Below are 21,470 nucleotides of genomic sequence, written 5' to 3'. Positions count from 1 at the left end.
GGCACATGGACTTTGACCTACCCTGGTGGGCATGGCCTCCACGCTGTTCGATTCGCACATGCACACGCCCCTGTGCGGGCACGCGACCGGCACGCCCCGCGAGTACGCGCAGGCGGCGCTGGAGGCCGGCCTGGACGGCATCTGCTTTACCGACCACATGCCCATGCCCGCGTGGTACGACGCGCCGTGGCGCATGCGCCAGGATCAGCTCGCGCAGTACGTGGACGAGGTGCAGGCCGTGCAGGCCGAGTTTTCCGGGCGGCTGGACGTCCGCCTGGGCCTGGAGGCCGACTATCACCCCGGCACGGAGCGGTTCGTGGAGGACGTGCTGGGCCGCCACCCGTGGGACTACGTGATCGGCAGTATCCATTACCTCGGCGCGTGGGGCTTCGACAACCCGGAATTCGTGGCCGAGTACGACGCCCGCGACCTGGGCGGGCTGTACCGCGACTACTACGCGCTGGTCGAGGGGGCGGCCCGCAGCGGCCTGTTCGACTCGGTCGGGCACCTCGACCTGCCCAAGAAGTTCGGCCACCGCGACCCAGACGGCGCGGCGGCCCTGCACGCGCTGGACGTGATCGCCACGCACGGCCTGAGCCTCGACTTCAACACCGCCGGGTGGCGCAAGCCGGTGCACGAGGCCTACCCCGCTCCCGACCTGACCCGCCACGCCGCCGAACGCCACATCCCCTTCGTGCTGGGCAGCGACGCCCACAAACCCGGCGAGGTCGGCTTCCACTTCACCGAGGCCATCAAGCAGATCCACGACGTGGATGGGCGTGTGGTGACGTATCAGGGGCGGACGCGGCGGGGGTAGTGATGAGGCCCGAGCAGTGAGTGAGGAGCCCCAGCCCCGATCACCCCCATCACTCATCACTTCTCCGCCGCCCGCTACTCTGAACCCCATGTCCGACATCAGCAAGAAATCCCTGGTGGGCGTGCTCAAGACCACCGCCGACCTGCTCGACCTGCTGGGGGTGGGCGACGATCCGTTCCGGGCGCAGGCGTTCCGGAGTGCGGCCCGCTCGCTGGAGGGCGTGCCGGACGAGATCGAGGCGCTCGTGGCCCGCGACTTTGTGGGCATCCCGAAGGTCGGCAAGGCGATTGCGACGGATCTGGCCGAGTACGTGCAGACCGGCATGTTCGGGCCGCTGGAGGACGCCGCGAGCCTGATCCCGGCGGGCGTGCTGAGCCTGTTCCGCGTGCGCGGGCTGGGGCCGAAGAAGATCCGGGCACTCTGGGACGCCGGAATCGACTCGCTGGAGGGCCTGCGCGAGGCGTGCCGCGACGGGCGGGTGGCGGGCCTGAAGGGCTTCGGCGCGAAGAGTGCGGCGTCCTTTCTGGAGGCGGTGGAGTTCGCCCTGAGCGCCCAGGAACGCCAGCACCTGAGCACCGCGCTGGAGGTGGTCGAGGCGCTGTGCCGCCGCCTGGACGGCCTGGAACCGCGTATCGCCGGCGACGTGCGCCGGGGCCTGGACACCGTGCGCGTGGCCCGCGTGACCGTGACCGCCCCGCCCGAGCAGGTGCAGGAGCGGCTGGCCGGCGTGATCGAGGGGCTGGAACCGGTCGAGAAGAAACCGCTGTTCGCCGGCCGGGTGGACGGCGTGCCGGTCGAGATCGCCTACGCGCCCACACCGGGCATCCGGGGAGCACTCGATCTGATGATGGGCGGCAGCACCGCCTACCGCGAGGCGCTGCGCGAGGACGCGAAGGCCAGGGGCTTCGACTTCAGCGGGCGTGGCCTGAAACGGGACGGGGTGGCGCTCGACACGCCCACCGAGGCCGACGCCATGCAGCTTCTGGGGCTGCCCCTGCGCCCCGCCGAGTACCGCGACCCCGAACACGACGACGTGTGGCCGACCCTCCCCCACCCGGATCGGCTCGTGACGGTCAGCGACCTGCGCGGCATGCTGCACACGCACTCCACGTGGTCGGACGGCGCGGCCAGCATTGCGGACATGGCCGCCGAGACGGTACGCCTGGGCCACGGCTTCCTGGGCACCGGCGACCACTCGCGCGCCGCGCACTATGCGAACGGCCTGAGCATCGAGCGGTTGAAGGCCCAGTTGAAAGAGGTGCGCGAACTTCAGGCCGCTGGCGTACCCCTGGTCGCGGGGGCCGAGGTGGACATCCTCGACGACGGCTCGCTGGACTACCCGGACGATGTGCTGGCGGAACTGGATTACGTCGTCGCCAGCGTCCACAGCCTGTTCACGCTGGACGCCGTCCGCCAGACCGAGCGCCTGATCCGCGCCGCCAGCCACCCGCTGGTCACGATCCTGGGGCACCCCACCGGCCGCCTGGAACTGCGCCGCCCCGGCTACGCGCTGGATCTGGACGCCGTGCTGGCGGCGTGCGAGGCCAATCACACGGTGGTCGAGATCAACGCCAACGCCTACCGCCTCGATCTCGACTGGCGCGTGGCCCTGCGCTGGCGTGACCGCGTACAATTTGCCATCAACACCGACGCCCACGTGCCCAGCGGCCTGAGCGACGCGAAATACGGCGTGATGGTTGCTCGGAAAGCCGGGCTGACACCGGAACATGTGGTGAACACGCTGGAGCGGGAGGCGTTCCTGGCGTTCGTGGCGAGGCAGCGAGGGGGGCGGTAGCGGGGCGGGCTAAACCCTCAGTCCGCTACGCGGCCAGCTCCCCTGGGGGGGAGCCAACGAGCACATCCTTGCCTCCCCTTGAGGGGAGGTGCCCCGCAGGGGCGGAATCGCAGAGCTGCGTAGCAGAGGGGTTAGCCCGCCGCACCATCGGAATCAGCACCGCCCCTCCTCATAGCCCACAGCCCCTCCCTCACCCGTACCGTTTCTCCAGCAGCCCCCCCAGCGCGGCCCATTCGGCCTGCTTGCCGTCGGGAAGCTGTCTGGCCAGGTTGCCCAGATACCGGCCCAGGTGCGTGCGCGTGATCGCGTCGGGGTCGAGGCCGAGTTCGCTGGCGGCCTCAGGGATCAGGACGTCGGCCATGGGGCCGATCAGGCGGGTCAGGTTCCAGTGCAGGTCTTCCAGGAAGGCCGGGCCGAGCGGCGGTTCGGGCCGCTCCGGGTGACCCAGGGCGCGTTCCAGGGTGCCGCCCTCGGTGGTCTGGTCGAGCATGTGGTCAAAGGCGGCGGTCGCAGCGGCCGGATCGCGGCGGATGATGCCGTGGATGATGTGCTCGTGCGTGGTGTACAGGGCGGGAAAGCGCCCGCTGAGCATCAGGTCGGTGCTGATGGCCCGCAGCAGGTTCGCCAGCGGCATGTGGATGGCCCGCAGCAGCCGCAGCACCACGGGATTCCCGGCGGCCTGGGCGATCGCCATGTGCAGCGCCAGATCGGCCTGGATGAAGGCCTCGGGTTCGCCCTGGGCGTCGCGCATGCGGTGCAGGTGCTCCAGCAGGTCGGCGTGCTGCTCCGGCGTGGCGTGCCGCGCGGTGCGGGCAATGGTGTAGTGCTCCAGCGCCTGCCGCGTGTCGAGGAAGGCGTGGGCCTCGGCCTCGTCGTGCACGGCCCCGAGCCACAGGTTGATGCCGGGGGCCTGCTGCGTGACGGGCAGGATGACGGTGCCCCGACCGGGCCGGGCGTCCAGCACGCCACTTGCCGACAGGATGCTGATGGCCTCGCGCACGGCGGCCACCGACGTGCCGTAGCGCTGCGCCAGTTCGCGCTGGCTGGGCAGCGTGTCGCCGGGGCGGATGGAACCGTCGAGCAGCAGGGTCTGGATGTGCTGCGCGATGTGCTCGCCCAGCGAGCGTTTCTCCAGCGGGCCGGTCAGGAAGGGATCGTCCGGGGTGATGGAGCCGGGGCCGGTGCTCACGGGGTCACTGTCCCTTGCCGGTGGACGGGCCGGCGGGCCGCAGCCGACTCAGGGCGAGGTGCAGACTGACCCGCAGGCGCTCGATGGCGGTGACCAGATCCGTGAGTTCGTCAGGCCGCCCGCCGGACTTCACAGTGATGGGATCGCCCAGGTGCCCCAGGCTGGCATGCTGTGCGGCCGCCGTGATGGCGATGATGACGCGCACCAGCCGGCGGACTGAGCGCCACGCGACTGCGGCGGCCAACAGCGCAATCGCCGCACATGCCAGCAGCACCAGCTGGAGTTGCCGCGCCAGCGCCGCGTTCAGCTCCCCCAGCGTGACCCCGATGGTGAGGTGGAACAGCAGCGTGCCCGGCGGCTGGGCATCGCCGGGAAACTGCAGGGCACGGGAACCCGCCGGCGTCTCGTACACGCCCACCTGCGTGACCTGATACGCGGTCGCCTGCCCCTGCGTGGCGCTCAGGGCCTCGACCCGGGCCTGCAGGTGCTCGCGGACACTGTCAGGCGTGCCGGGCTGCAGGCCGCTCAGGGCGGCGCGGTAGGCGTCGGCACGGGTGTCGTGCCATGTGAACTGGGTGCGGCCGGGCTGCTCCCTCAGGAAGGCGTCCAGCGCGGGGCGCAGCACCCAGTCGCTCTCGCGGTCGTCGGAAGTGAAGTAGCGCGGCGCGTCCCCGGCGGGCTGCACGTCCACGAAGGCCACGCTGGGCGGGGCGACGGCCGCCCGCAGCTGCGTGTCCACGAGGTTCAGATCCTGCACGTCCAGGGTGGATGCCAGCAGGCTCGACACGGTCTGCCCCAGGGCACGGTTGATGGTGCCCAGTTCCGCGCGGCGCTGCACGGTCAGGATCACGGCGGTCAGCAGACCCAGCGCCAGCACCGGCAGCACCGTGGTCAACAGCGCCTTGGTGTGCAGGCCCACGCGGCGGGGCACACGGGGAAGGGCCAGCGGGGCAGGGGTGGTCGTGACAGTCATGCGGACTCCTGGGGCGCCCAGAGCGTTGTACTCAGTACATTGATCTGAACATTCAAACAGTTGACTTAAAGTGTGGGCTCAGCCTACACTCACGTCGTCCTTCAACACAAGCCCGTCCGTGTTCGCGCCACGCGTCCGGAACGGCAGCACCGCGTCCGCCCGGAGACACCGGTGCGCGACCCAAGGAGTTTCCATGCAGCGAATCCTGACGGCCACCCTCGTCCTGTCCCTCGGCGTCTCGCAGGCGCAGAAGGTCGATAGCATCGTGATCGGCGTCGCGGTCGCCCAGACCAGCAACACCGCGCTGCTCGGCCAGGAACAGGTCATCGGCGCGAAATTCGCCGAGAAGTACCTCAATGCCCGTGGCGGGATCAACGGCACCCCCTTCAAGCTCGTGTTCCAGGACACCGGCGGCGACGAGGCCGGGGCCATCAACGCCTTCCAGAACCTGATCACCAAGGATCGCGTGCTGGGCATCGTCGGGCCGACCCTGTCGCAGCAGGCCTTCGCGTCCGACCCGATCGCCGACCGCGCCAGGGTGCCGGTGCTGGGCCCGAGCAACACCGCCAAGAACATCCCGCAGATCGGGGACTTCATCGCCCGCGTGTCTGCGCCGGTCGCCGTGGTCGCGCCCAATGCCGTCAAACAGGCGCTGAAGCTCGATCCCAAGATCAAGAACGTGGCCGTGCTGTACGCGCAGAACGACGCCTTCTCCACCAGCGAGACCGGCACCTTCCAGGAGACCGCCAAGGCCCAGGGCCTGAACGTCGCCACCGTGCAGAAGTTCCAGACGACCGACACGGACTTCACCACCCAGGTCACGGCCGTCCTGAATTCGAACGTGCAGCTCGTGATCATCTCCGGCCTCGCGGCCGACGGCGGGAACCTCGTCAAGCAGCTGCGGCAGCTGGGCTACAAGGGCCTGATCATCGGCGGCAACGGCCTGAACACCAGCAACATGTTCCCGGTGTGCCAGCAGCTGTGCGACGGCGTGATCATCGCCCAGGCCTACAGCCCCGCACAGGCCAGCGCCGCCAACCAGGTCTTCGTCAAGGACTACACCGCCCAGTACAAGAAGGCCCCGCCGCAGTTCGCCGCCCAGGCCTACGCCGGCGTGCAGGTCATGGTCGAGGCGCTGCGGGTCATCGACCGCAAGAAGAAGCTGAACACCTGGGAGCTGCCCGCCCTGCGTGTCGAGCTGAACAGGCAGATCCTGGCCGGCAAGTACAACACGCCCCTGGGCCCCATCTCCTTCGACAAGGAGGGCGAGGTCAACCAGGCCGAGTTCTACGTGGCGCAGATCAAGATGAAGGACGCGAAGACCGGTTCCTTCGTGTACCTGAAGTAAGGAGCGGTGGGCGGGGGGCCGCGGGCACGTCCCGTCGCGTCCGTGGCCCCCGAACGGAGCCCACTGCCCTCCGCCGTCAGCCCCCCACGGACGCTGGCGGCGTTCGTCTGAAAGGAGACACATGGAGCTGAGTCAGTTCGTCCAGAACCTCATGAACGGTCTGGCGATCGGGAGCGTGTACGCGATCTTCGCGCTGGGATACACGCTGGTGTTCTCGATCCTGGGCATCATCAATTTCGCGCACGGCGCGGTGTTCACGCTGGGCGCGTACTTCACGTACACGCTGGTGGTCGGGCAGTTCGAGAACAACGGGCTCCTCAAGGGCGTGAACCTGTTCCCGGACGGCTCGCCGCTCTCCGGGCAGCCGCTCACCTTCGCGTTCGCCACACTGCTGGGAGCCATCGGCGCGGGGCTGGTCGCCGTGCTGATCGAGCGGCTCGCGTTCCGGCCCATGCGCGCGCGCGGGGCCGACCCGCTGCTGGCGCTGGTCAGCTCGCTGGGCGTGGCGCTGGTCATCGTGAACCTGATCCAGCTGCTGGTCGGCGCGGAGATCTACAACTTCCCATCGGACGCGTACGGAGACACGCCTCCGGCACTGTCATTCACGCTGGGCGGCAAGATCGTCATCATCCGCACCGTGCAGGTCATCATCTTCGCCGTCAGTCTGGTCATGCTGGTCATCCTGGGCTACGTGATCGGGCGCACCAAGATCGGCAAGGCGCTGCGGGCGGTGGCTGAGAATCCCACCACGGCCTCGCTGCTCGGCATCAGCGTCGACCGCTTCATCCTGATCACCTTCTTCCTGTCGGGCTTCCTGGGGGGGCTGGCGGGCACGCTGGTGGGCACTGCCTTCGGCGTGGCCGGACCATACTTCGGCGTCGTGTACGGGCTCAAGGGCCTCGCGGTGATCGTGCTGGGCGGCCTGGGCAGCATTCCCGGCGCGGTGCTGGGCGGCCTGGTGATCGGTCTGGCCGAGGCCTTCGTGCCGGCGCAGTATTCCGCCTACAAGGACGCGGTGGCCTTCGCGCTGCTGTTCGTGATCCTCCTCGTGCGTCCGCAGGGGCTGCTCGGCAAGAGCGCCATCCAGAAGGTGTGATGCGACGGCTTTCGCTCCATTCCGACCTGCCCAGGACAGCACCGGGCAGTCCTACATTCCGCGAAACCCGTCGTTGCTCCCTCTCCCGTCGGTCGGGGCTGTTCCGCCAACGACCACGGAACAGCCCGGAGATGTCATGACCGACTTCCTCGCCACCTACGGCTTTCTTCTCGTGTCCATGATCCAGGCGGGCCTGCTGGGCCTGAGCCTGTATTTCCCCCTCCAGGCGGGGCAGCTGAGCCTCGCCAGTCCCGGTTTCTACGCGGTGGGCGGCTACGTGGCCGCGATCATGCTCACCAATCCGGCCTTCGCTGGCCTGCGCGACACGCTGGGCAACGGCATGTTTCCGCTGACGTGGGTGGTCGCGGCGCTGCTGTGCGGCGTGCTGGGCGTCGTGGTCGGGGTGCCGGCGCTGCGGCTGCGCGGCATCTATCTGGCGCTGGCGACCATCGCGTTCGTGGAGATCCTGCGTGTGATCAGCCTGAACCTGACCATCACCGGGGGGGCCATCGGCCTGTTCGGGATTCCGCAGCCCTTCGGCATTGCCGACCGCTGGCAGTACATCTTCATCTTCGCGCCGCTGCTGATCCTGACCCTGCTGTTCGCGCGGCAGCTGGAGCGCTCCCGCGTGGGCCGGGCGCTGCGGGCGATCCGCGAGGACGAGCTGGCCGCCGACGCCATGGGCGTGCCGCCCACGCAGTACAAGGTGCTGGCCTTCGTGATCGGGGCGGTGCTGGCCGGGATCGTGGGGGCCATGAGCGCCCCGCTGCTCAGCTCGTGGAACGCGCGGCAGGGCACCTTCGACGCCAGCATTGCCATCCTGGCCTTCGTGCTGATCGGCGGCAGCCGCAACATCTGGGGGCCGGTGGTGGGCGGCGCGCTGCTGACCGCCGTGCCCGAGGTGCTGCGCTTCCTGGCCGACTGGCGACTGGTGATCAACGGGCTGGTGCTGGTCGTGGCGAGCCTGTACCTGCCGCAGGGCATCGTGGGGGCGCTGGAGAAACTGGGCCGTCCGCGTCCACCGCAGCGCCCGGTGAAAGCGGCAGAGGTGAACCCATGACCGGCACCACCGTTCTGGAGGCCCGCAACATGACGCGGCGCTTCGGCGGCCTGATCGCCGTGAACGACGTGTCCTTCGACGTGCAGGAGGGCGAGATCTTCGGGCTGATCGGCCCCAACGGCGCGGGCAAGACCACACTCTTCAACCTGATGACCGGCCTGACGCCGCCCAGCAGCGGCACGCTGGTGTACCGGGGCCAGACGGTCACGGGGCTGCAACCCAACCGCGTGGCGTCGCTGGGCCTGAGCCGCACCTTCCAGAACATCCGCCTGTTCCGGGGCCTCTCGGCGCTGGAGAACGTGAAGATCGCGCAGCACACCCGTACCCACACCGGCCTGTGGCGCGGCGTGTTCGGCGGGGCCCGCGCCGAGGAGGCACAGGTCGAGCGCCGGGCGTGGGAACTGCTGGATCTGGTCGGCATGGGCGACCGCGCCGGGGAACTCGCCGCGAACTTCAGCTACGGCGACCAGCGCCGCCTGGAGATCGCCCGCGCCCTGGCGACCGAGCCGCGCGTGCTGCTGCTCGACGAGCCGGCCGCCGGCATGAACACCGCCGAGAAGGGGCAGCTGACCGCGTTCATAAGACAGGTGCGCGACCAGTTCGACCTGACCGTGCTGGTCATCGAGCACCACGTGCCGCTGGTCATGAACCTCTGCGACCGGGTGGCCGTCCTGAACTTCGGGCAGCTGATCGCCGTGGGCAATCCGGCCGAGGTGCAGCGCGACCCGAAGGTCATCGAAGCGTACCTGGGAGGTGAGTGATGCCCCTGCTTGAAATCGAGAACCTGAGCGTCAACTACGGCGCGATCCAGGCGGTGCGCGGCCTGTCGCTGACCGTCGAGGAGGGCGAGGTCGTCACGCTGATCGGCGCGAACGGGGCGGGCAAGACGACCACGCTGCGGGCCGTGTCGCGGCTGCTGAGGCCGGTGTCGGGCAGCGTGCGCTTCGCGGGGCGCGACATCACGCGGGTGCCCGCCGACGAGGCCGTGAAACTGGGCATCGCGCAGAGCCCAGAGGGGCGACAGGTGCTGGCGCGGCAGAGCGTGCAGGACAATCTGGAGCTGGGGGCCTACACCCGCAGCGGCCCGGCCGTGAAGACCGACGTCTCCGAGATGTACGAGCGTTTCCCGCGTCTGGGCGAACGCCGCAACCAGCTGGCGGGCACCCTGTCCGGCGGGGAGCAGCAGATGCTCGCCATCGCCCGCGCCCTGATGAGCCGCCCCCGGCTGCTGCTGCTCGACGAGCCGTCGCTGGGCCTGGCCCCCATCATCGTGCGGGAGATCTTCAGTATCATCCGCGACCTGAACGCGCAGGGCGTGACCATCCTGCTGGTCGAGCAGAATGCCCGGCTCGCCATGAACGCCTCGCACCGCACGTACGTGCTGGAGGCCGGGCAGATGACCTTCAACGGCAACAGTGCCGAACTGGTCAATGACGAGCGCGTGCTGCACGCCTATCTGGGCGGATAGAGCATTTGTCATCAAGATCCCTTCTTTATGACCGAGCGGAGCGAGTGACTTTGACTGAGGATCTGGAAGAATGGAAGCATCAGACGCTGTTGGTCTGATGCTGTCATTTGGACAAATGCTCCAAGGCCACATCAACGCAGAGGAGCCGCCCCGGTCTGGAGCGGCTCCTCTGCAATATCAGTCAGTCAGCTCGTGCCGACGCGGGCCAGACCGTCCTGGGCGGGCTTGTAGTTCGGGTTCAGTTTCAGGGCGCGCTGGTAGTTCTCGCGGGCCTTGACGCGGTCCGGGGCGACCTGACCGGCGCCACGCTCGTAGCTCAGGCCCAGGTAGTACGCGTATTCGGGCGTGCTGCTGCCCAGCGCAGCGGCCCGCGTCAGGTTCTCACGGGCAGACTTCAGGTCACCGGCGTCCAGATTCAGGCGGCCCAGGTAGTAGTAGAACTCCGGGTAGCGCAGGGGGTCGAGCTTCACGGCGGCATTCAGCTGCGCGGCTGCCGTGACGGTGTCCTTGGCCAGATAGCTGACCACACCGTACTGCCCGACCGCGTAGGCGTTGTTCGGCGCGAGTTTCGCCGCCTGCGCCGCCTCGGGGCGGGCCGCCGAGACGTTGCCGCTCAGGGCCAGCAGCTTGGCGTAGTACGCACGGTTGAAGGAGTCTCGCGGATCGGCGATCACCGCCTGCTGCAGGTAGTCCAGCGCCAGCGGGAGGTTCCCGGTCGCGTAGTACATGTCGCCCAGGTTGTACAGGAAGATCGAGTTGTCCGGGTTCAGGCTGCTCGCCTGCTTGAACGCGTCGATGGCCTGAGGGCCGTCGCCCTGGAGCTTGTAGACGTAGCCGCGCTCGTTCCACACCTTGCTCAGGCTGACGTTCCGGTCGGTGCCCGACTGCGCCTGCGCCAGGGTCTCGGCGTCGGCCAGGACGCGCAGGGCCTCGTTCAGGTTGCCGGTCACGCTGGCCCGGTCGCCGGCACCGATGTACTGCTGCTGGTACGCCTGCGACAGGGCGATGTACGCACTGATGTTGCGGCTGTCGATCGCGATCAGGCGCTTGAGGGTCTCGGTGGCGGCGCTGTACAGCCGCAGTTTCACCTGCGTGCGTCCCAGACCCAGCAGGGCGTTGACATTGCGCGGATCCAGTTCCGATGCGGCGCGGAAGGCCACGTACGCCTCGTCGTATTTGCCCTGTTCGTAGTAGAACACGCCCGTCGCCACGTAGTTCGCCGCTGGAATGGGCCGCGTCTGGGGGGCGGCAGGAACCGCCGGGGCCGGCGCGGTCTGGGCCGGCGGCGCGGCTGGCGGGGTCTGGGCACGCGCGGCACCCAGCGGCGCACCCAGCGCCAGCAGGCTGATGAGGGTAGGGCGTAAATTCACTCGGAAACCTCCGTGGGGATCAGGCGACGGGCCGCTGGGTAACCCAGCGCACAGCCTGCCCGGGTGGGACATGATGGCATGATACGGGAACGCGCTTCACCGACGGGTGAAGTCGCCGTGAGGGGCGCAGGGTGGATCGCCGGCACACACGCCGCCAGTCTGTCCGCCTCACTTGACGGTCGTCTGACGGGTGACAGGCACTCTCCTGCCGGGCCGGATGTCTGCGGGGCAGGCAACAGGCCGTGCCGGCCAGGAGATCTGGCCGGCACGGCTGGCGTCACTACCGCACTTGTCGTCACTCCATGGCAGCCGTGATCCGCAGGCCCGGAAGTTGCGCCTTCATGTACGACAGCAGCGTGGCGATGACGAGGATCACCGAGCCCATCTCCAGGGTCTCCTCGATGTGCACGAGGATCGGCATGGCCAGCGAACGGTACTGCCCGGAGAACTCCAGCAGGCCCTCGACGGCCTCGAGGCCCATGGCGCCCAGGACGTACAGGAACCCCGCCAGGATCAGGCGGTTGCGGGTGCCTGCCGGCAGGTGGCGCAGGAAGGCGATGCTCAGGACACCGACGACGACGACCACCACGGCGTAGAGTGCGATCCACGAGTAGTGCAGAATCCCGACGTCTCCCACCAGCTGCCGCATGCCCATGGTCGTGCGGTCGTGGATCTGCGCGACCTCGTCCACCGACAGGTACGCGAGCACCCCGGCGAAGGTCAGCCACGTCCGGGCCAGCGGCGCGCCGGCCGCCCGCCGCGCCAGGCCGATCACGCCCATCAGGGCGGCGGCGACAGCCAGGATGATCCCGGAGAACAGGGCCGGCATGTTGGCCTCTGCACTGACCTGGAACAGGTCGCCGAACAGATCCCGGCCGGGGAAGTCGCCCAGCGTCCGTTCCATCCACGTGGCGAGGGCACTGCACAGCACGAGGACGATCATGGTGACGGCCAGCAGGCGCACGACCCTCCGGGCCGACAGGGTCAGCGAGAGCGGGCCGCCCAGCACAACCGGCGGTTCAGCAGAGACGATTTGAGCTACACGTGGCTGGATCAGCATAACAACACTCCTTGGTTCCTCCACGCACACGTGGCAACCGCCGGTCGATTGACCTGACTTCTCCCTGACATAGTCATGATAACGGCATGTGAACCGTGCGCCACCGCACAAGCGGCCGCCCCCGCTGGGGAGCGTCCAGAACGGCGTTAAGATATGTTTCATTAACGTTGAGCGTTACGGGATGCGGCTGTGCTGCGAAGGCAGCGGCCCCCGTTCAGACTCTCTGTCCATGTGGCAGGCGGGCGTGCCCTACAGTGCGTCCAGGATGAGCGAAGTGCACCAACCCGGACGGCTGGGCCTGACTGGCAGCATCGGGGCCGGCAAGAGCAGCGTGGCGGCGCTGCTGCGGGCGCGGGGCCTGACCGTGCTGGACGCCGACGAGCAGGCGCGGCTGGTCACGCAGGAGCCGGCCGTGGTCGCGCAGATCGGGGCGCGGTTCCCGGGGACGGTCGTGGGGGGGCAGCTTGACCGCGCCGCGCTGTCGGGACGTGTCTTCGGCGATCCGGCCGCGCTGGCCGACCTGAACGCCATCGTGCATCCGCGCGTGCGGGCACGCATGGCCGCGCTGGAGCAGGAGGCCGCGCGGCGCGGCGAGCCGTGGATCGTGCAGGACGTTCCCCTGCTGTTCGAGGGTGGACTGGACGCCCAGATGGACGCCGTGCTGGTCGTGGACGCGCCACTGGAGCAGCGTGTCCGGCGCGTCATGGCCCGCAGCGGCCTGAGCCGCGAGGAGGTGCTGGCCCGCGACGCCCGGCAGACGCCCGCAGACGAGAAACGGCGGCGGGCCGACGTCGTCATCGACAACGCCGGCCCGCCGGAAGCGCTGGGGGCGCAGCTGGACGCCGCGCTGCACACGCTCGGCATCCAGCTGCGCCCCACTCAGGGCTGAGGGCTGCTCAGCCCTGGACGGTGGCGCCCACGGCCTGGGCGGACGCGTGGGCTTTCTGGGCCAGCGCCGCCGCGACAAAGCCGGCAAACGGTGGACTGGGCCGCATGGGACGGCTCTTGAATTCCGGGTGCGCCTGGAGCGCCACGAAGAACGGGTGCCCCTGGATCTCGATGCTCTCGACGAGCCCCGCGCCGCGCCCGTTCATCCCCGGCGTCACGCCGCTGATGGTCAGGCCGGCGGCCCCGAGCTGATCCGTGTAGGCCGGATTCACCTCGAAGCGGTGGCGGTGGCGTTCGCGTACCGTGCCGCCCTGCGGAACACCGTACAGCGCGGCAATGGTGCTCCCGGCCGCGAGTTCCATGGGCCAGTCGCCCAGGCGCATCGTGCCGCCCATGCCGGCCACGTCCAGCTGCTCGGGCATCAGGTCGATGACACGGTGAGGCGCGTACTCGTCGAATTCGCTGCTGTTGGCCCCGGTCAGACCGGCCACGTGCCGGGCATACTCGATCACCGCGATCTGCATGCCCAGGCAGATGCCCAGATACGGCACCGCGTGGGTGCGGGCGTATTCGGCCGCGCGGATCTTGCCCTCGATCCCGCGGATCCCGAAGCCGCCGGGCACCAGGATGCCGTCGGCGTCGCCCAGCTGCGTGGCCAGGTCACCGCCCTCGGCCAGTTCCTCGGCGTTCACCCACCGGATGTTCACGCGGGCGTCGTTGGCGATCCCGGCGTGCGTCAGCGACTCCATCAGGCTCAGGTACGCGTCGGGCATGGCCGTGTACTTCCCGGCGATGGCGATGGTCACTTCCCGGGTGGGCTGCTTGATGGTGCGCACGGCGTTCGTCCACACACCCAGGTTCGGCATGGTGCGCTCCAGGCCCAGCAGGTCCTCGACGGCCTTGCCCAGGCCCTGCTCCTCCAGCGCCAGCGGCACCTCGTACACGTGCGAGACGTCGTAGCTGGAGAACACCCGGTTCTCGCGCACGCTGGTGAAGAGCGCGATCTTGCGGGTGATCTCCGGCGGGAGTTTCTCCTTGCTGCGCACCATGACGATGTCCGGGCTGATGCCCACGGAGCGCAGGGTCGCCACACTGTGCTGGGTCGGCTTGGTCTTGAACTCGTTACTGGTGCCCAGGTACGGCACCAGCGTCAGGTGCAGGAACAGGACGTTCTCGTCGCCCTCGTCGAAGCGGAACTGCCGGATGGCCTCCAGGAACGGCAGCGACTCGATGTCGCCCACCGTGCCGCCGACCTCGATCAGCACGATCTCGGCACCCGCCGACTCGCCAGCCGCGCGGATGCGGCGCTTGATCTCGTCGGTGACATGCGGGATGACCTGCACCGTCTGCGACAGGTAGTCCCCGGCCCGCTCCTTGCGGATGACCTCCTGGTAGACCTGCCCGGTCGTGATGTTGCTGCCCGGCGGGATGTCCAGATCGAGGAAGCGCTCGTAGTTGCCGATGTCCAGGTCCGTCTCGGCGCCGGACGCGGTCACGAAGACCTCGCCGTGCTCGTAGGGGCGCATGGTGCCGGCATCGATGTTGATGTACGGATCGATCTTCACGGCCGTGACGCGGTAGCCGCGGGCCCGCAGCAGGGCACCCAGGCTGGCGCTGGCGACCCCCTTGCCGAGACTGCTGACCACACCGCCGGTGACGAAAATGTACTTCATGTCCTTCCGAGCGCATGACCCCCAGACGCGGTGGGGTGGGGCCAAAATGAAAAACCGGGGCGCTCGGCCTCCGGGATTTCAGGATAGCACGCCGGCACCGGGGGGCACCTACGGCAGCTTGCCCAGGTTGCGCGGCACCGCCACCACCGTCGTGACCGACGCGGCGGCCTCCGTCCCCCGGTTCGGCACGGTCACGTCCCGCCCCGCGATCCGGCGCGACGCGGCGAGGTTCACGGTCACGCCGATATCGCCCGGAGCCTGCGTCCACGTGCCGGTCGTGCGGAGGTTGTCCAGGGTGAACAGGGGCGGGGTGTCCGGCAGCGCCAGCGCCGGCGGCTGCACATAGTCCAGCAGCAGCCGCGCCGCGCCGCCGGCCGGGGGGGCGTAGGTCGCCCCGCCCAGCGTGGCGAGTGGTGGGGCCGCCGCGTAGATGGCGCGGTATTCGACCAGCACCCAGCGGTTCCCGTTCACCGCGTCCGGGCCGGGGTCGTCCGCGCCGCTGGTGCCGTCCACCCAGCTGTCGCGCGGCAGGGGGTAGTACGCCAGAAACTGATAGCACGCCTCCGGGTCGGGCCCGGACGGCGTGGCGCAGGGACGGTCGACGCGCTGCGGGGGGCGCACCACGGACACGACCGGCCACTCGGCGCTGCCCACCTGCCACGCGCTGCCGCCGGGCCGCCGGGTGGTGGCGTCGGTGCCCAGGTTCAGGGCCGTGCCCGGCGCAAAGACGTAGACGGCCTCGCGCAATTGGCCCACCACGTAGTTCTGGGCGATCTGACTCTCCTCCAGCAGCTCGTTGCGGCCCTGGAGATCCGACGCGCTGCGCGACGACGAGATCAGCAGGTCGCTCACCACGGCCAGGATGACCACGCCCAGGGCCAGCGCGACCAGCAGCTCGATCAGGGTGAACCCGGCTCCGGCGTGCCGGCGACCAGCAGCGCGGCTCATGGCCGGTCGACGAGCACGGTCAGCTGCGACAGCACCCGGCCCGTATCGTCCGAACGGGTGACCTGCACGCGGCGCAGCGGGGCGCGGTCCGGGGGGCTGAGGGGAGCCACCGCGTCGCATTCGCCGCGCCACGGCACGCTTCCCAGGCTCTGGCCGTCCGGGTCGAGGTTCGTGATCTGGATGTCCAGGGGGGGAAAGGTCGTCGGCAGGGGGGTCTTCACGCACCGCTGATCGTAGCGGGCCACGCTGAGCCACTCGCCCCGGATGGTCTCCAGGGCCCGCTGCGTGATCTGCGTGGCTGTCACCTGGTCGTTGCTGCGCCGGGTCAGGCCGAAGAAGCCGGTCAGGGGCGTCAGGACGACCAGCACGATCACGCTGAGCAGCGCGATGGTCACCAGGATCTCGATGATGGTGAAGCCGGCGTGGGCCCCGTGCAGCCGCCCGCCCCGTTCCATATGCGTCTCAGTCTGCCGTCCCACTGATCATCACCTTCCCAGTGATTCCCACGATCTTCACGTACAGCCGCAGATCGGCGGCCGCCGGGCTCTGCACCGCCCACACCGCACCCTCTGCGCCCAGGGTGCCGAAGGGCGGGCGGTACGTGATCCGAGGCTCACCGCTCACCGGGGTCACGGTGACCTGATTGGGCACCTCGACCACGCGGGCCGCCGTGCTGCCGGCCTGCATGGTATACCTGCTGCCCGCTGCCGCCAGGGTCAGGGTACTGTCCTGCCCGGTCTTCTGGGCGTCGGCCCGCACCCGCCGCAGGTCACCGGCCACCTGCGACGCCGCCTCGCGCAGCTGGGTCTGGCGCAGACTGCGCACCAGGAGCAGGCCAAGCACGCCCATGACGACGGCAAGAATCGCCATGACGAGCAGCACCTCGATCAGGGTGAAGCCCCCCCGCCGGAACCGGGCCGTCACGGCGTGTCTCCACCGACCGCGACCGCGTCGCCCTGCAGCCGGATCCCCCGGCCGTCGTCGGCATCGAGTTTCGCCGATGTTCCGTCGGCAGCGACGGTGAACAGCTCGATCTGCCAGTCCCGCTGCGCGGCGAAGAACGGGGGCGCGAAGCCGTCGGCGGTGCGCTGATCGTAGATGAAGTTCCGCCCGTAGCCGTTGGTGGGGCCACTGTCGTTGAAGCGCCCGAAGGCCCCGTAGTAGTTCTCGATCACGCCACCGATCAGTTTCACGCGGCCCAGCGGCGCTCCCTGGTCGAAGCCGCGCACCTGGACGGCCCCCTGGCTGGCCATCAGGACGGCATTGATCTCGGGATCCTCACCCAGGCTGGGGCATGTGCCGTCCCCACCGGGGCAGCTGCGCGGGCTGATCAGATTCACATCCCCCTGGCTGGAATACACGCCCAAGATGTTCCGCGCGGCCAGGTTGTCGCAGGGCGCCGGAGCGGCCCCGGTGTTCTCCCCGCTGCACGGCGGTTCGGTGTACCGCAGCGAACTGGTGATGTCCACGTCACCGCTGGCTGCGACGGTCACGCCCGCGAAGCTGGCGATGCTCGCCCCCGCCGGCAGGGGCTGCGCCGCGTTCGGGCCGCCGTTCAGGTTCTGGATGCGGCCGCCCTCGACCGAGATGACCCCGTTGAAGGTCGCGGGAGTACCGGTGGAACCGATCGAGCCGTCCGGACCCCGCAGGGCCGCCACCCACGTCCCGGACGGATCAAGCCGCCGCAGGGCACCACCAGGGCCATACGACAGGTTCACGGTCGTGCCGCCCTGGGTGTACGTGATGCGCTGGACTTCCTGCCCCGCGATGATGTCGCGGTACAGCTGCAGTTCCGTGACATCCCCACTCAGGTGCAGGCCGCCCTGGATGGCCGCCGCGTTCTGGTACTGGTTGCTGGTGGGCAACGGTTCATAGTCCGAATTCCACGTCACGGTGTTGTTGAACTGCGGCGCGTTGTCCCCGGACACGGGCGCGTCCGGCGAGGGCGTCATCGCATCCTGGCCGACGAAGGTCTGTGCGGTCGAATCGAAGAACGCGCCGGCCTGCGCGGTCACGGTGCAGCCCTCCCCGACGGTTCCGTCCGGAGCGGTGACCGGCCCGATCCCGCCGGTCGGACAGCCGGCGCTGGTGACCGGTCCCCAGAAGACCGGCTGTCCCGCCGGATCCGGGTTGCCCTCGAACAGGAAGTGCTGGTTGGTGTGCACCGGGCCGCTGAACAGCGTGCGGCCAGTGAAGTTGATCCGCTGGCCGTCAGCCTCGGCACCGGCGCTCTGGAAGTGGTGGTTGGTGAACAGCGCGTAGCGGGCGAAGGAGCCCCGGCCGATCCGGAGATACGTCGAGACGCTGGAGCCGCCGGAGGCCCGCACCTGGAGCCGCTGCGTGGCGAGCGGCGTGATGCCGTGCGCCGTCACGGACGGCACCGTGAAGTACAGCCGGTACTCGCTCTCCGCGTACCGGCGCAGTTCGGTGGGCGTCAGGCCGTAGGCCACGCGGTAGGTGCTGCCGTCGCCGCCCGTACCGCTGTACTCGGTCGCCGCCTGACCGGAGAACATGGTCATCCAGAACCGGGCGCGGTCCGTGGCGGTCGTTCGCCGGAACCCCTGATCGGCAAAGTCGTCGGCGCTGACCGCCAGATCGAAGATCCCGACCCGCGCCGCGTTCCCGGACAGCCCGGTGTCCGGGAAGGTGCACACCACCGCGCCCGCAGCCGTGGGGGCCGGCAGCACGCTCACACCGCACAGGTCACGGATACGGGCCTCGACCACCGGATCCCCCACGGTGGGCGCAATGCTGGAGGCGTCCAGCAGGGACTTCATGGCCCGCAGCCGGGACTGCACCTGCGCCACGCCGGATTCGGCGGCGTAGCGTGCCGCCAGGATGCGCTGCTGGTCGGCGCTCGAACGCCGGGTCGAGAGGGTCACCTGGGCCGTGACCGCCATGATCACAGCCAGGATCAACATGACGAACAGCACCGACACGATCAGCGTCGCGCCCTGCGTCCGGTGGGGAAATCTCATGGCCCGAGTATGGAGGATCGGGGCGGGGTGCCTCACCCCTGCCTGGGGGGCGGAACCCCAGAACCCCACATTCAGGTGGGGTGTCGTGACACTTCTGTCAGAGGTCATGTGCTGGTGCGCCCGGCACCCGGACGGCCTCCTCGTCCGGCTCCAGCGGCTCGAACCGCGTCCACAGGACATCAACGGCGTTCCCGACGAGGGGCAGCGCGCCGGGCAGGGCGTGGCGACGCGCGACGCGTGCCCGCCCCTGGGCATGCGGGACGTCCAGCGCGTACAGGGTCAGGGGCACGCCCAGCGCCGCCGCCTGGGCGCGCAGCGTATCCCGGCGGCGGCGCGTCCAGAAGCCCGAGTCCAGGATCACCGGCGTGCCCAGGCTGACCACCCGCATCCACACAGCGGTTTCCAGTTCCAACCGCCGTCATTTCAGGGACTCGCCTCGCTCGGTTCGGAGATATTGAGGGCAACCCTCAAGATCTCTGAACTCTGCCGACAGGGGGTCGAGCGGCCCGTGGATGCGCCGGGCGGCCGGCAGGAAGGTCTGCGCGTCCGGATCCGGGCCGGACAGGTTCACGAGCCACCCGTCCGGGGTGAAGCGCACGCCGGGCAGCGGCCCCATGCGGGCCTAGCGGGCGCGGATGCGTTCCAGCAGGGCCGTGTTGCGGGCCTCGCGCAGGCGGCTCGCGGCGGTCTGCCACGCGCTGGCCGAGCCGGCCGAGTAGAAGCGCTCGCGGGCGCGGGTCAGGGCCGTGTACACCAGGTTGCGTGACAGCATGGGCATGTGCGCCTCGTGCAGCACGCCCAGCACCGTGCCCCATTCACTGCCCTGGGCCCGGTGCACCGTCAGCGCGTAGCCGAGCTGGAGGTTGAAGAGCTCGGCGCCGGCGAGTTCCACGACGTTCCCGTCGAAATCCACGGTCAGCCGGCTGCCCTCTACCTTGAGCACGGTGCCCAGCGTGCCGTTGAAGACCTCGTTGGTGTAGTCGTTCTTCGTCTGCACGACCACGTCACCGGGCCGGGCCTCGCCCTCGCCGATGCGGACGCCGCCCTCGCCGGGATTGAACAGCGACTGGAGGTGGTGGTTCAGGTGGTCCATGCCCAGCGGCCCCTTGCGCATGGGCGTGAGCACCTGAACCTGCGCGGGGCCGCCGAGTTCACGCACCATCAGGGCCACGCGCCGGGCGCCGCCGTCCGGATCGGTCTCGGTGAGGTTCAGCCGGGGGTCGCCCCACTCGGGGGCGCGGCCGTGCAGCAGCCCGTGCGCGGCGCGGATGATCGGATTCTCGGCCGCCTGTCGGTACACCTGGGTCAGGCGCACCGTGGGGGCGGCCTGGGCGATGGCCAGGAGCGGCAGCCCCGCATCGACCGGGGGCAGCTGGTCGGTGTCGCCCACCAGCAGCACCCGGGCCCCCGGTGGCACCGCCGCGAGCAGCGAGAGCATCAGGCCGTCGCCCATCATCGAGACCTCGTCCACGATGAACAGGTCGTAGGGAGCCGGCTCCAGGTGGTTGTGCCGGAACCCCGCCGGGCCGTACCCGAGCAGGCGGTGCACGGTGCTGGCGCTGCGGCCCGTGACCTCGCCCAGGCGCCTCGCGGCCTTGCCGGTGGGGGCACACAGCGCGACCTCCAGTCCCAGCCGCGTGGCGAGGTCGGCCACGGCCCGCGTGGTCGTGCTCTTGCCGGTACCGGGGCCACCCGTGAGCACCACCAGCCGGTGGTCACCCAGCAGGCCCAGCACCCCCGCCTGCTCCGCCGACAGCCCCGCCGCCGCGCCCGCCGGCACCGTCCACTCGTCGCCCGCCGGGGGCGTGGCAATCAGCGTGCGGATCAGCCCGGCCAGTTTCTTCTCGGCCCGCAGCACGTGCGGCAGATAGATGCGGCCCTCGGCACCACCCTCGCCGTCGAAGAGGGGCAGCTCGTCGGCGCTCAGGCGGCCGAGTTCCACGGCGGTGTCCACGGCCAGCCGTGCCTGTGGGAGCGACACGCGGGTGTAGTGCAGGACGCCGCGTTCGGCCCGGTCACGCGGGAGGAAGGAGTGGCCACCCTGCTGCCCGGCCTGCTGCAGCGCATAGACGGCGGCGGCGGTCAGACGGCGGGGATCATCCATCGCCCCGCCCTGCGACTGCCACAGCTTGTCGGCGGTCAGGAAGCCGATGCCCTCGACCTCGGTCAGGGCGAACAGGTCAGCCTGCAGGCGCTCCAGCGCGGCCTCGCCGAAGTGCTTGACCGCCCGCTGGGCCTGGGAAATGCTCAGGCCCAGACCCTGGAGGCCGGCCAGCAACCGGCGTTCCAGACCCTGCTGCGACCAGCTGGAGGTCATCTTGTGCAGCGTGGAGGCCGTGACACCCGGCACCTGCAGCAGCCGATCCGGCTCCTGTTCCAGGATGTCGAAGGTGCCGGGGCCGAAGGTGCGCGCGATCCGTCCCGCGAGCACCTTGCCCACACCGCCCACGCGCGCTTCCAGGTAGGCAGCGATCCCGGCCTCGGTCAGGTCGACCGGCTGGGCCTCGAGCACCATGTTCAGGACGCGGTACTGGTACCCGTACTCGCGGTGCTCCTCCATGACCACGTCGGCGCTGAAGCTGTCGCCCGCCTCCAGCGGCGGCATCACGCCGATCACGGTGGCGTCCGGATCCTCACCGTCGGCGTTGCGGATCTTCGCGGTCATGACCGTGAAGCCCGTGTCCGAGCGGAAACGTACGCGGTTCACGCCGCCCGACACGCGCAGGGGCTCGGTGGGCGGCGCGGCGGCAGGCATAGGCTTCAGGATAGCGCGGGGGGTGGATTCATACCGATTCGGAGTGCATCGG

The 21,470-nt window shown here is 69.7% G+C and carries 20 protein-coding genes; 8 read left to right on the top strand and 12 right to left on the bottom strand.

Annotation, left to right across the window (positions count from 1 at the left end):
• The first annotated feature begins 31 nt into the window (after positions 1 to 31).
• Entirely contained in the window at positions 32 to 817 is a 786-nt protein-coding gene (locus U2P90_RS05520) for a histidinol-phosphatase HisJ family protein (RefSeq protein WP_322474123.1), read from the top strand.
• 88 nt (positions 818 to 905) lie between these two features.
• A complete protein-coding gene (locus U2P90_RS05515; protein WP_322474122.1) occupies positions 906 to 2,612 on the top strand; it encodes a helix-hairpin-helix domain-containing protein in 1,707 nt (568 codons plus the stop codon).
• Positions 2,613 to 2,802: 190 nt separating this feature from the next.
• Here the strand turns inward: U2P90_RS05515 and U2P90_RS05510 are convergent, their stop codons facing one another.
• On the bottom strand, positions 2,803 to 3,801 hold the full coding sequence (locus U2P90_RS05510; RefSeq protein WP_322474121.1) for a FadR/GntR family transcriptional regulator: 999 nt from the start codon (positions 3,799 to 3,801) through the stop codon (positions 2,803 to 2,805).
• A gap of 4 nt (positions 3,802 to 3,805) precedes the next feature.
• Positions 3,806 to 4,774 (bottom strand): HAMP domain-containing protein, encoded by a 969-nt coding sequence (locus tag U2P90_RS05505; protein ID WP_322474120.1) that lies wholly within the window; start codon positions 4,772 to 4,774, stop codon positions 3,806 to 3,808.
• A gap of 193 nt (positions 4,775 to 4,967) precedes the next feature.
• On the opposite strand from U2P90_RS05505, the gene U2P90_RS05500 reads away from it, so the two are divergent.
• From U2P90_RS05500 to U2P90_RS05480, 5 genes are all read left to right on the top strand, one after another.
• A complete protein-coding gene (locus tag U2P90_RS05500; RefSeq protein WP_322474119.1) occupies positions 4,968 to 6,122 on the top strand; it encodes an ABC transporter substrate-binding protein in 1,155 nt (384 codons plus the stop codon).
• A 121-nt stretch (positions 6,123 to 6,243) separates the two neighbouring features.
• Complete coding sequence (locus U2P90_RS05495; protein WP_295817702.1) at positions 6,244 to 7,218, top strand: branched-chain amino acid ABC transporter permease; 975 nt, start codon at positions 6,244 to 6,246, stop codon at positions 7,216 to 7,218.
• A 136-nt stretch (positions 7,219 to 7,354) separates the two neighbouring features.
• On the top strand, positions 7,355 to 8,278 hold the full coding sequence (locus U2P90_RS05490) for a branched-chain amino acid ABC transporter permease (RefSeq protein ID WP_295817705.1): 924 nt from the start codon (positions 7,355 to 7,357) through the stop codon (positions 8,276 to 8,278).
• Complete coding sequence (locus U2P90_RS05485) at positions 8,275 to 9,039, top strand: ABC transporter ATP-binding protein (protein WP_295817708.1); 765 nt, start codon at positions 8,275 to 8,277, stop codon at positions 9,037 to 9,039. Before U2P90_RS05490 ends, U2P90_RS05485 begins: the two co-directional genes overlap by 4 nt.
• The gene (locus U2P90_RS05480) at positions 9,039 to 9,746 is read left to right on the top strand and encodes an ABC transporter ATP-binding protein (RefSeq protein WP_322474118.1); all 708 of its coding nucleotides are present in this window, start codon (positions 9,039 to 9,041) and stop codon (positions 9,744 to 9,746) included. Before U2P90_RS05485 ends, U2P90_RS05480 begins: the two co-directional genes overlap by 1 nt.
• A 185-nt stretch (positions 9,747 to 9,931) precedes the next feature.
• Here U2P90_RS05480 and U2P90_RS05475 read toward each other — a convergent pair whose 3' ends face one another.
• Positions 9,932 to 11,116, bottom strand: a complete 1,185-nt coding sequence (locus tag U2P90_RS05475; protein WP_295817716.1) for a tetratricopeptide repeat protein — start codon at positions 11,114 to 11,116, stop codon at positions 9,932 to 9,934.
• Positions 11,117 to 11,411: 295 nt separating this feature from the next.
• The gene (locus U2P90_RS05470; RefSeq protein WP_322474117.1) at positions 11,412 to 12,125 is read right to left on the bottom strand and encodes a hypothetical protein; all 714 of its coding nucleotides are present in this window, start codon (positions 12,123 to 12,125) and stop codon (positions 11,412 to 11,414) included.
• A gap of 316 nt (positions 12,126 to 12,441) precedes the next feature.
• Between U2P90_RS05470 and coaE the strand changes: the two genes are divergently transcribed.
• Positions 12,442 to 13,065: a dephospho-CoA kinase gene (gene coaE, locus U2P90_RS05465; protein WP_322474116.1), complete on the top strand. Its 624-nt coding sequence runs from the start codon at positions 12,442 to 12,444 to the stop codon at positions 13,063 to 13,065.
• 7 nt (positions 13,066 to 13,072) lie between these two features.
• On the opposite strand, the gene U2P90_RS05460 is transcribed toward coaE, so the two are convergent.
• The 8 genes from U2P90_RS05460 to U2P90_RS05425 all read right to left on the bottom strand — a co-directional run bounded on the left by U2P90_RS05460 (position 13,073) and on the right by U2P90_RS05425 (position 21,418).
• A complete protein-coding gene (locus tag U2P90_RS05460) occupies positions 13,073 to 14,737 on the bottom strand; it encodes a CTP synthase (RefSeq protein WP_322474115.1) in 1,665 nt (554 codons plus the stop codon).
• Positions 14,738 to 14,845: 108 nt separating this feature from the next.
• Complete coding sequence (locus U2P90_RS05455; protein ID WP_322474114.1) at positions 14,846 to 15,685, bottom strand: PilW family protein; 840 nt, start codon at positions 15,683 to 15,685, stop codon at positions 14,846 to 14,848.
• On the bottom strand, positions 15,682 to 16,140 hold the full coding sequence (locus tag U2P90_RS05450; RefSeq protein WP_295817733.1) for a prepilin-type N-terminal cleavage/methylation domain-containing protein: 459 nt from the start codon (positions 16,138 to 16,140) through the stop codon (positions 15,682 to 15,684). Before U2P90_RS05450 ends, U2P90_RS05455 begins: the two co-directional genes overlap by 4 nt.
• A 7-nt stretch (positions 16,141 to 16,147) precedes the next feature.
• Entirely contained in the window at positions 16,148 to 16,609 is a 462-nt protein-coding gene (locus tag U2P90_RS05445) for a pilus assembly FimT family protein (protein ID WP_322474113.1), read from the bottom strand.
• Positions 16,606 to 18,663 (bottom strand): DUF4900 domain-containing protein, encoded by a 2,058-nt coding sequence (locus U2P90_RS05440; protein WP_322474112.1) that lies wholly within the window; start codon positions 18,661 to 18,663, stop codon positions 16,606 to 16,608. Before U2P90_RS05440 ends, U2P90_RS05445 begins: the two co-directional genes overlap by 4 nt.
• Positions 18,664 to 18,760: 97 nt before the next feature.
• Positions 18,761 to 19,075, bottom strand: coding sequence for an AAA family ATPase (locus U2P90_RS05435; protein WP_322474111.1), 315 nt, complete (start codon positions 19,073 to 19,075; stop codon positions 18,761 to 18,763).
• Positions 19,076 to 19,081: 6 nt separating this feature from the next.
• A complete protein-coding gene (locus U2P90_RS05430; protein ID WP_322474110.1) occupies positions 19,082 to 19,279 on the bottom strand; it encodes a hypothetical protein in 198 nt (65 codons plus the stop codon).
• Between the two features lie 6 nt (positions 19,280 to 19,285).
• On the bottom strand, positions 19,286 to 21,418 hold the full coding sequence (locus U2P90_RS05425; protein ID WP_322474109.1) for an ATP-dependent RecD-like DNA helicase: 2,133 nt from the start codon (positions 21,416 to 21,418) through the stop codon (positions 19,286 to 19,288).
• Positions 21,419 to 21,470 lie beyond the last annotated feature (52 nt).

Origin of the sequence: Deinococcus sp. AB2017081, from assembly GCF_034440735.1 — a bacterium.
In the GTDB taxonomy this organism is placed as follows: domain Bacteria; phylum Deinococcota; class Deinococci; order Deinococcales; family Deinococcaceae; genus Deinococcus; species Deinococcus rufus.
This window is presented reverse-complemented; position numbering and strand designations above follow the sequence as displayed.

Excerpts from the sequence above, each read along its gene's own strand:
- U2P90_RS05500 (WP_322474119.1), top strand. The coding sequence starts at position 4,968 with ATGCAGCGAATCCTGACGGCCACCCTCGTCCTGTCCCTCGGCGTCTCG.
- U2P90_RS05515 (WP_322474122.1), top strand. The coding sequence starts at position 906 with ATGTCCGACATCAGCAAGAAATCCCTGGTGGGCGTGCTCAAGACCACC.
- U2P90_RS05480 (WP_322474118.1), top strand. The coding sequence starts at position 9,039 with ATGCCCCTGCTTGAAATCGAGAACCTGAGCGTCAACTACGGCGCGATC.
- U2P90_RS05520 (WP_322474123.1), top strand. The coding sequence starts at position 32 with ATGGCCTCCACGCTGTTCGATTCGCACATGCACACGCCCCTGTGCGGG.
- U2P90_RS05485 (WP_295817708.1), top strand. The coding sequence starts at position 8,275 with ATGACCGGCACCACCGTTCTGGAGGCCCGCAACATGACGCGGCGCTTC.
- U2P90_RS05450 (WP_295817733.1), bottom strand. The coding sequence starts at position 16,140 with ATGGAACGGGGCGGGCGGCTGCACGGGGCCCACGCCGGCTTCACCATC.
- U2P90_RS05425 (WP_322474109.1), bottom strand. The coding sequence starts at position 21,418 with ATGCCTGCCGCCGCGCCGCCCACCGAGCCCCTGCGCGTGTCGGGCGGC.
- coaE (WP_322474116.1), top strand. The coding sequence starts at position 12,442 with ATGAGCGAAGTGCACCAACCCGGACGGCTGGGCCTGACTGGCAGCATC.
- U2P90_RS05505 (WP_322474120.1), bottom strand. The coding sequence starts at position 4,774 with ATGACTGTCACGACCACCCCTGCCCCGCTGGCCCTTCCCCGTGTGCCC.
- U2P90_RS05430 (WP_322474110.1), bottom strand. The coding sequence starts at position 19,279 with ATGGGGCCGCTGCCCGGCGTGCGCTTCACCCCGGACGGGTGGCTCGTG.
- U2P90_RS05455 (WP_322474114.1), bottom strand. The coding sequence starts at position 15,685 with ATGAGCCGCGCTGCTGGTCGCCGGCACGCCGGAGCCGGGTTCACCCTG.
- U2P90_RS05460 (WP_322474115.1), bottom strand. The coding sequence starts at position 14,737 with ATGAAGTACATTTTCGTCACCGGCGGTGTGGTCAGCAGTCTCGGCAAG.
- U2P90_RS05440 (WP_322474112.1), bottom strand. The coding sequence starts at position 18,663 with ATGAGATTTCCCCACCGGACGCAGGGCGCGACGCTGATCGTGTCGGTG.
- U2P90_RS05490 (WP_295817705.1), top strand. The coding sequence starts at position 7,355 with ATGACCGACTTCCTCGCCACCTACGGCTTTCTTCTCGTGTCCATGATC.
- U2P90_RS05495 (WP_295817702.1), top strand. The coding sequence starts at position 6,244 with ATGGAGCTGAGTCAGTTCGTCCAGAACCTCATGAACGGTCTGGCGATC.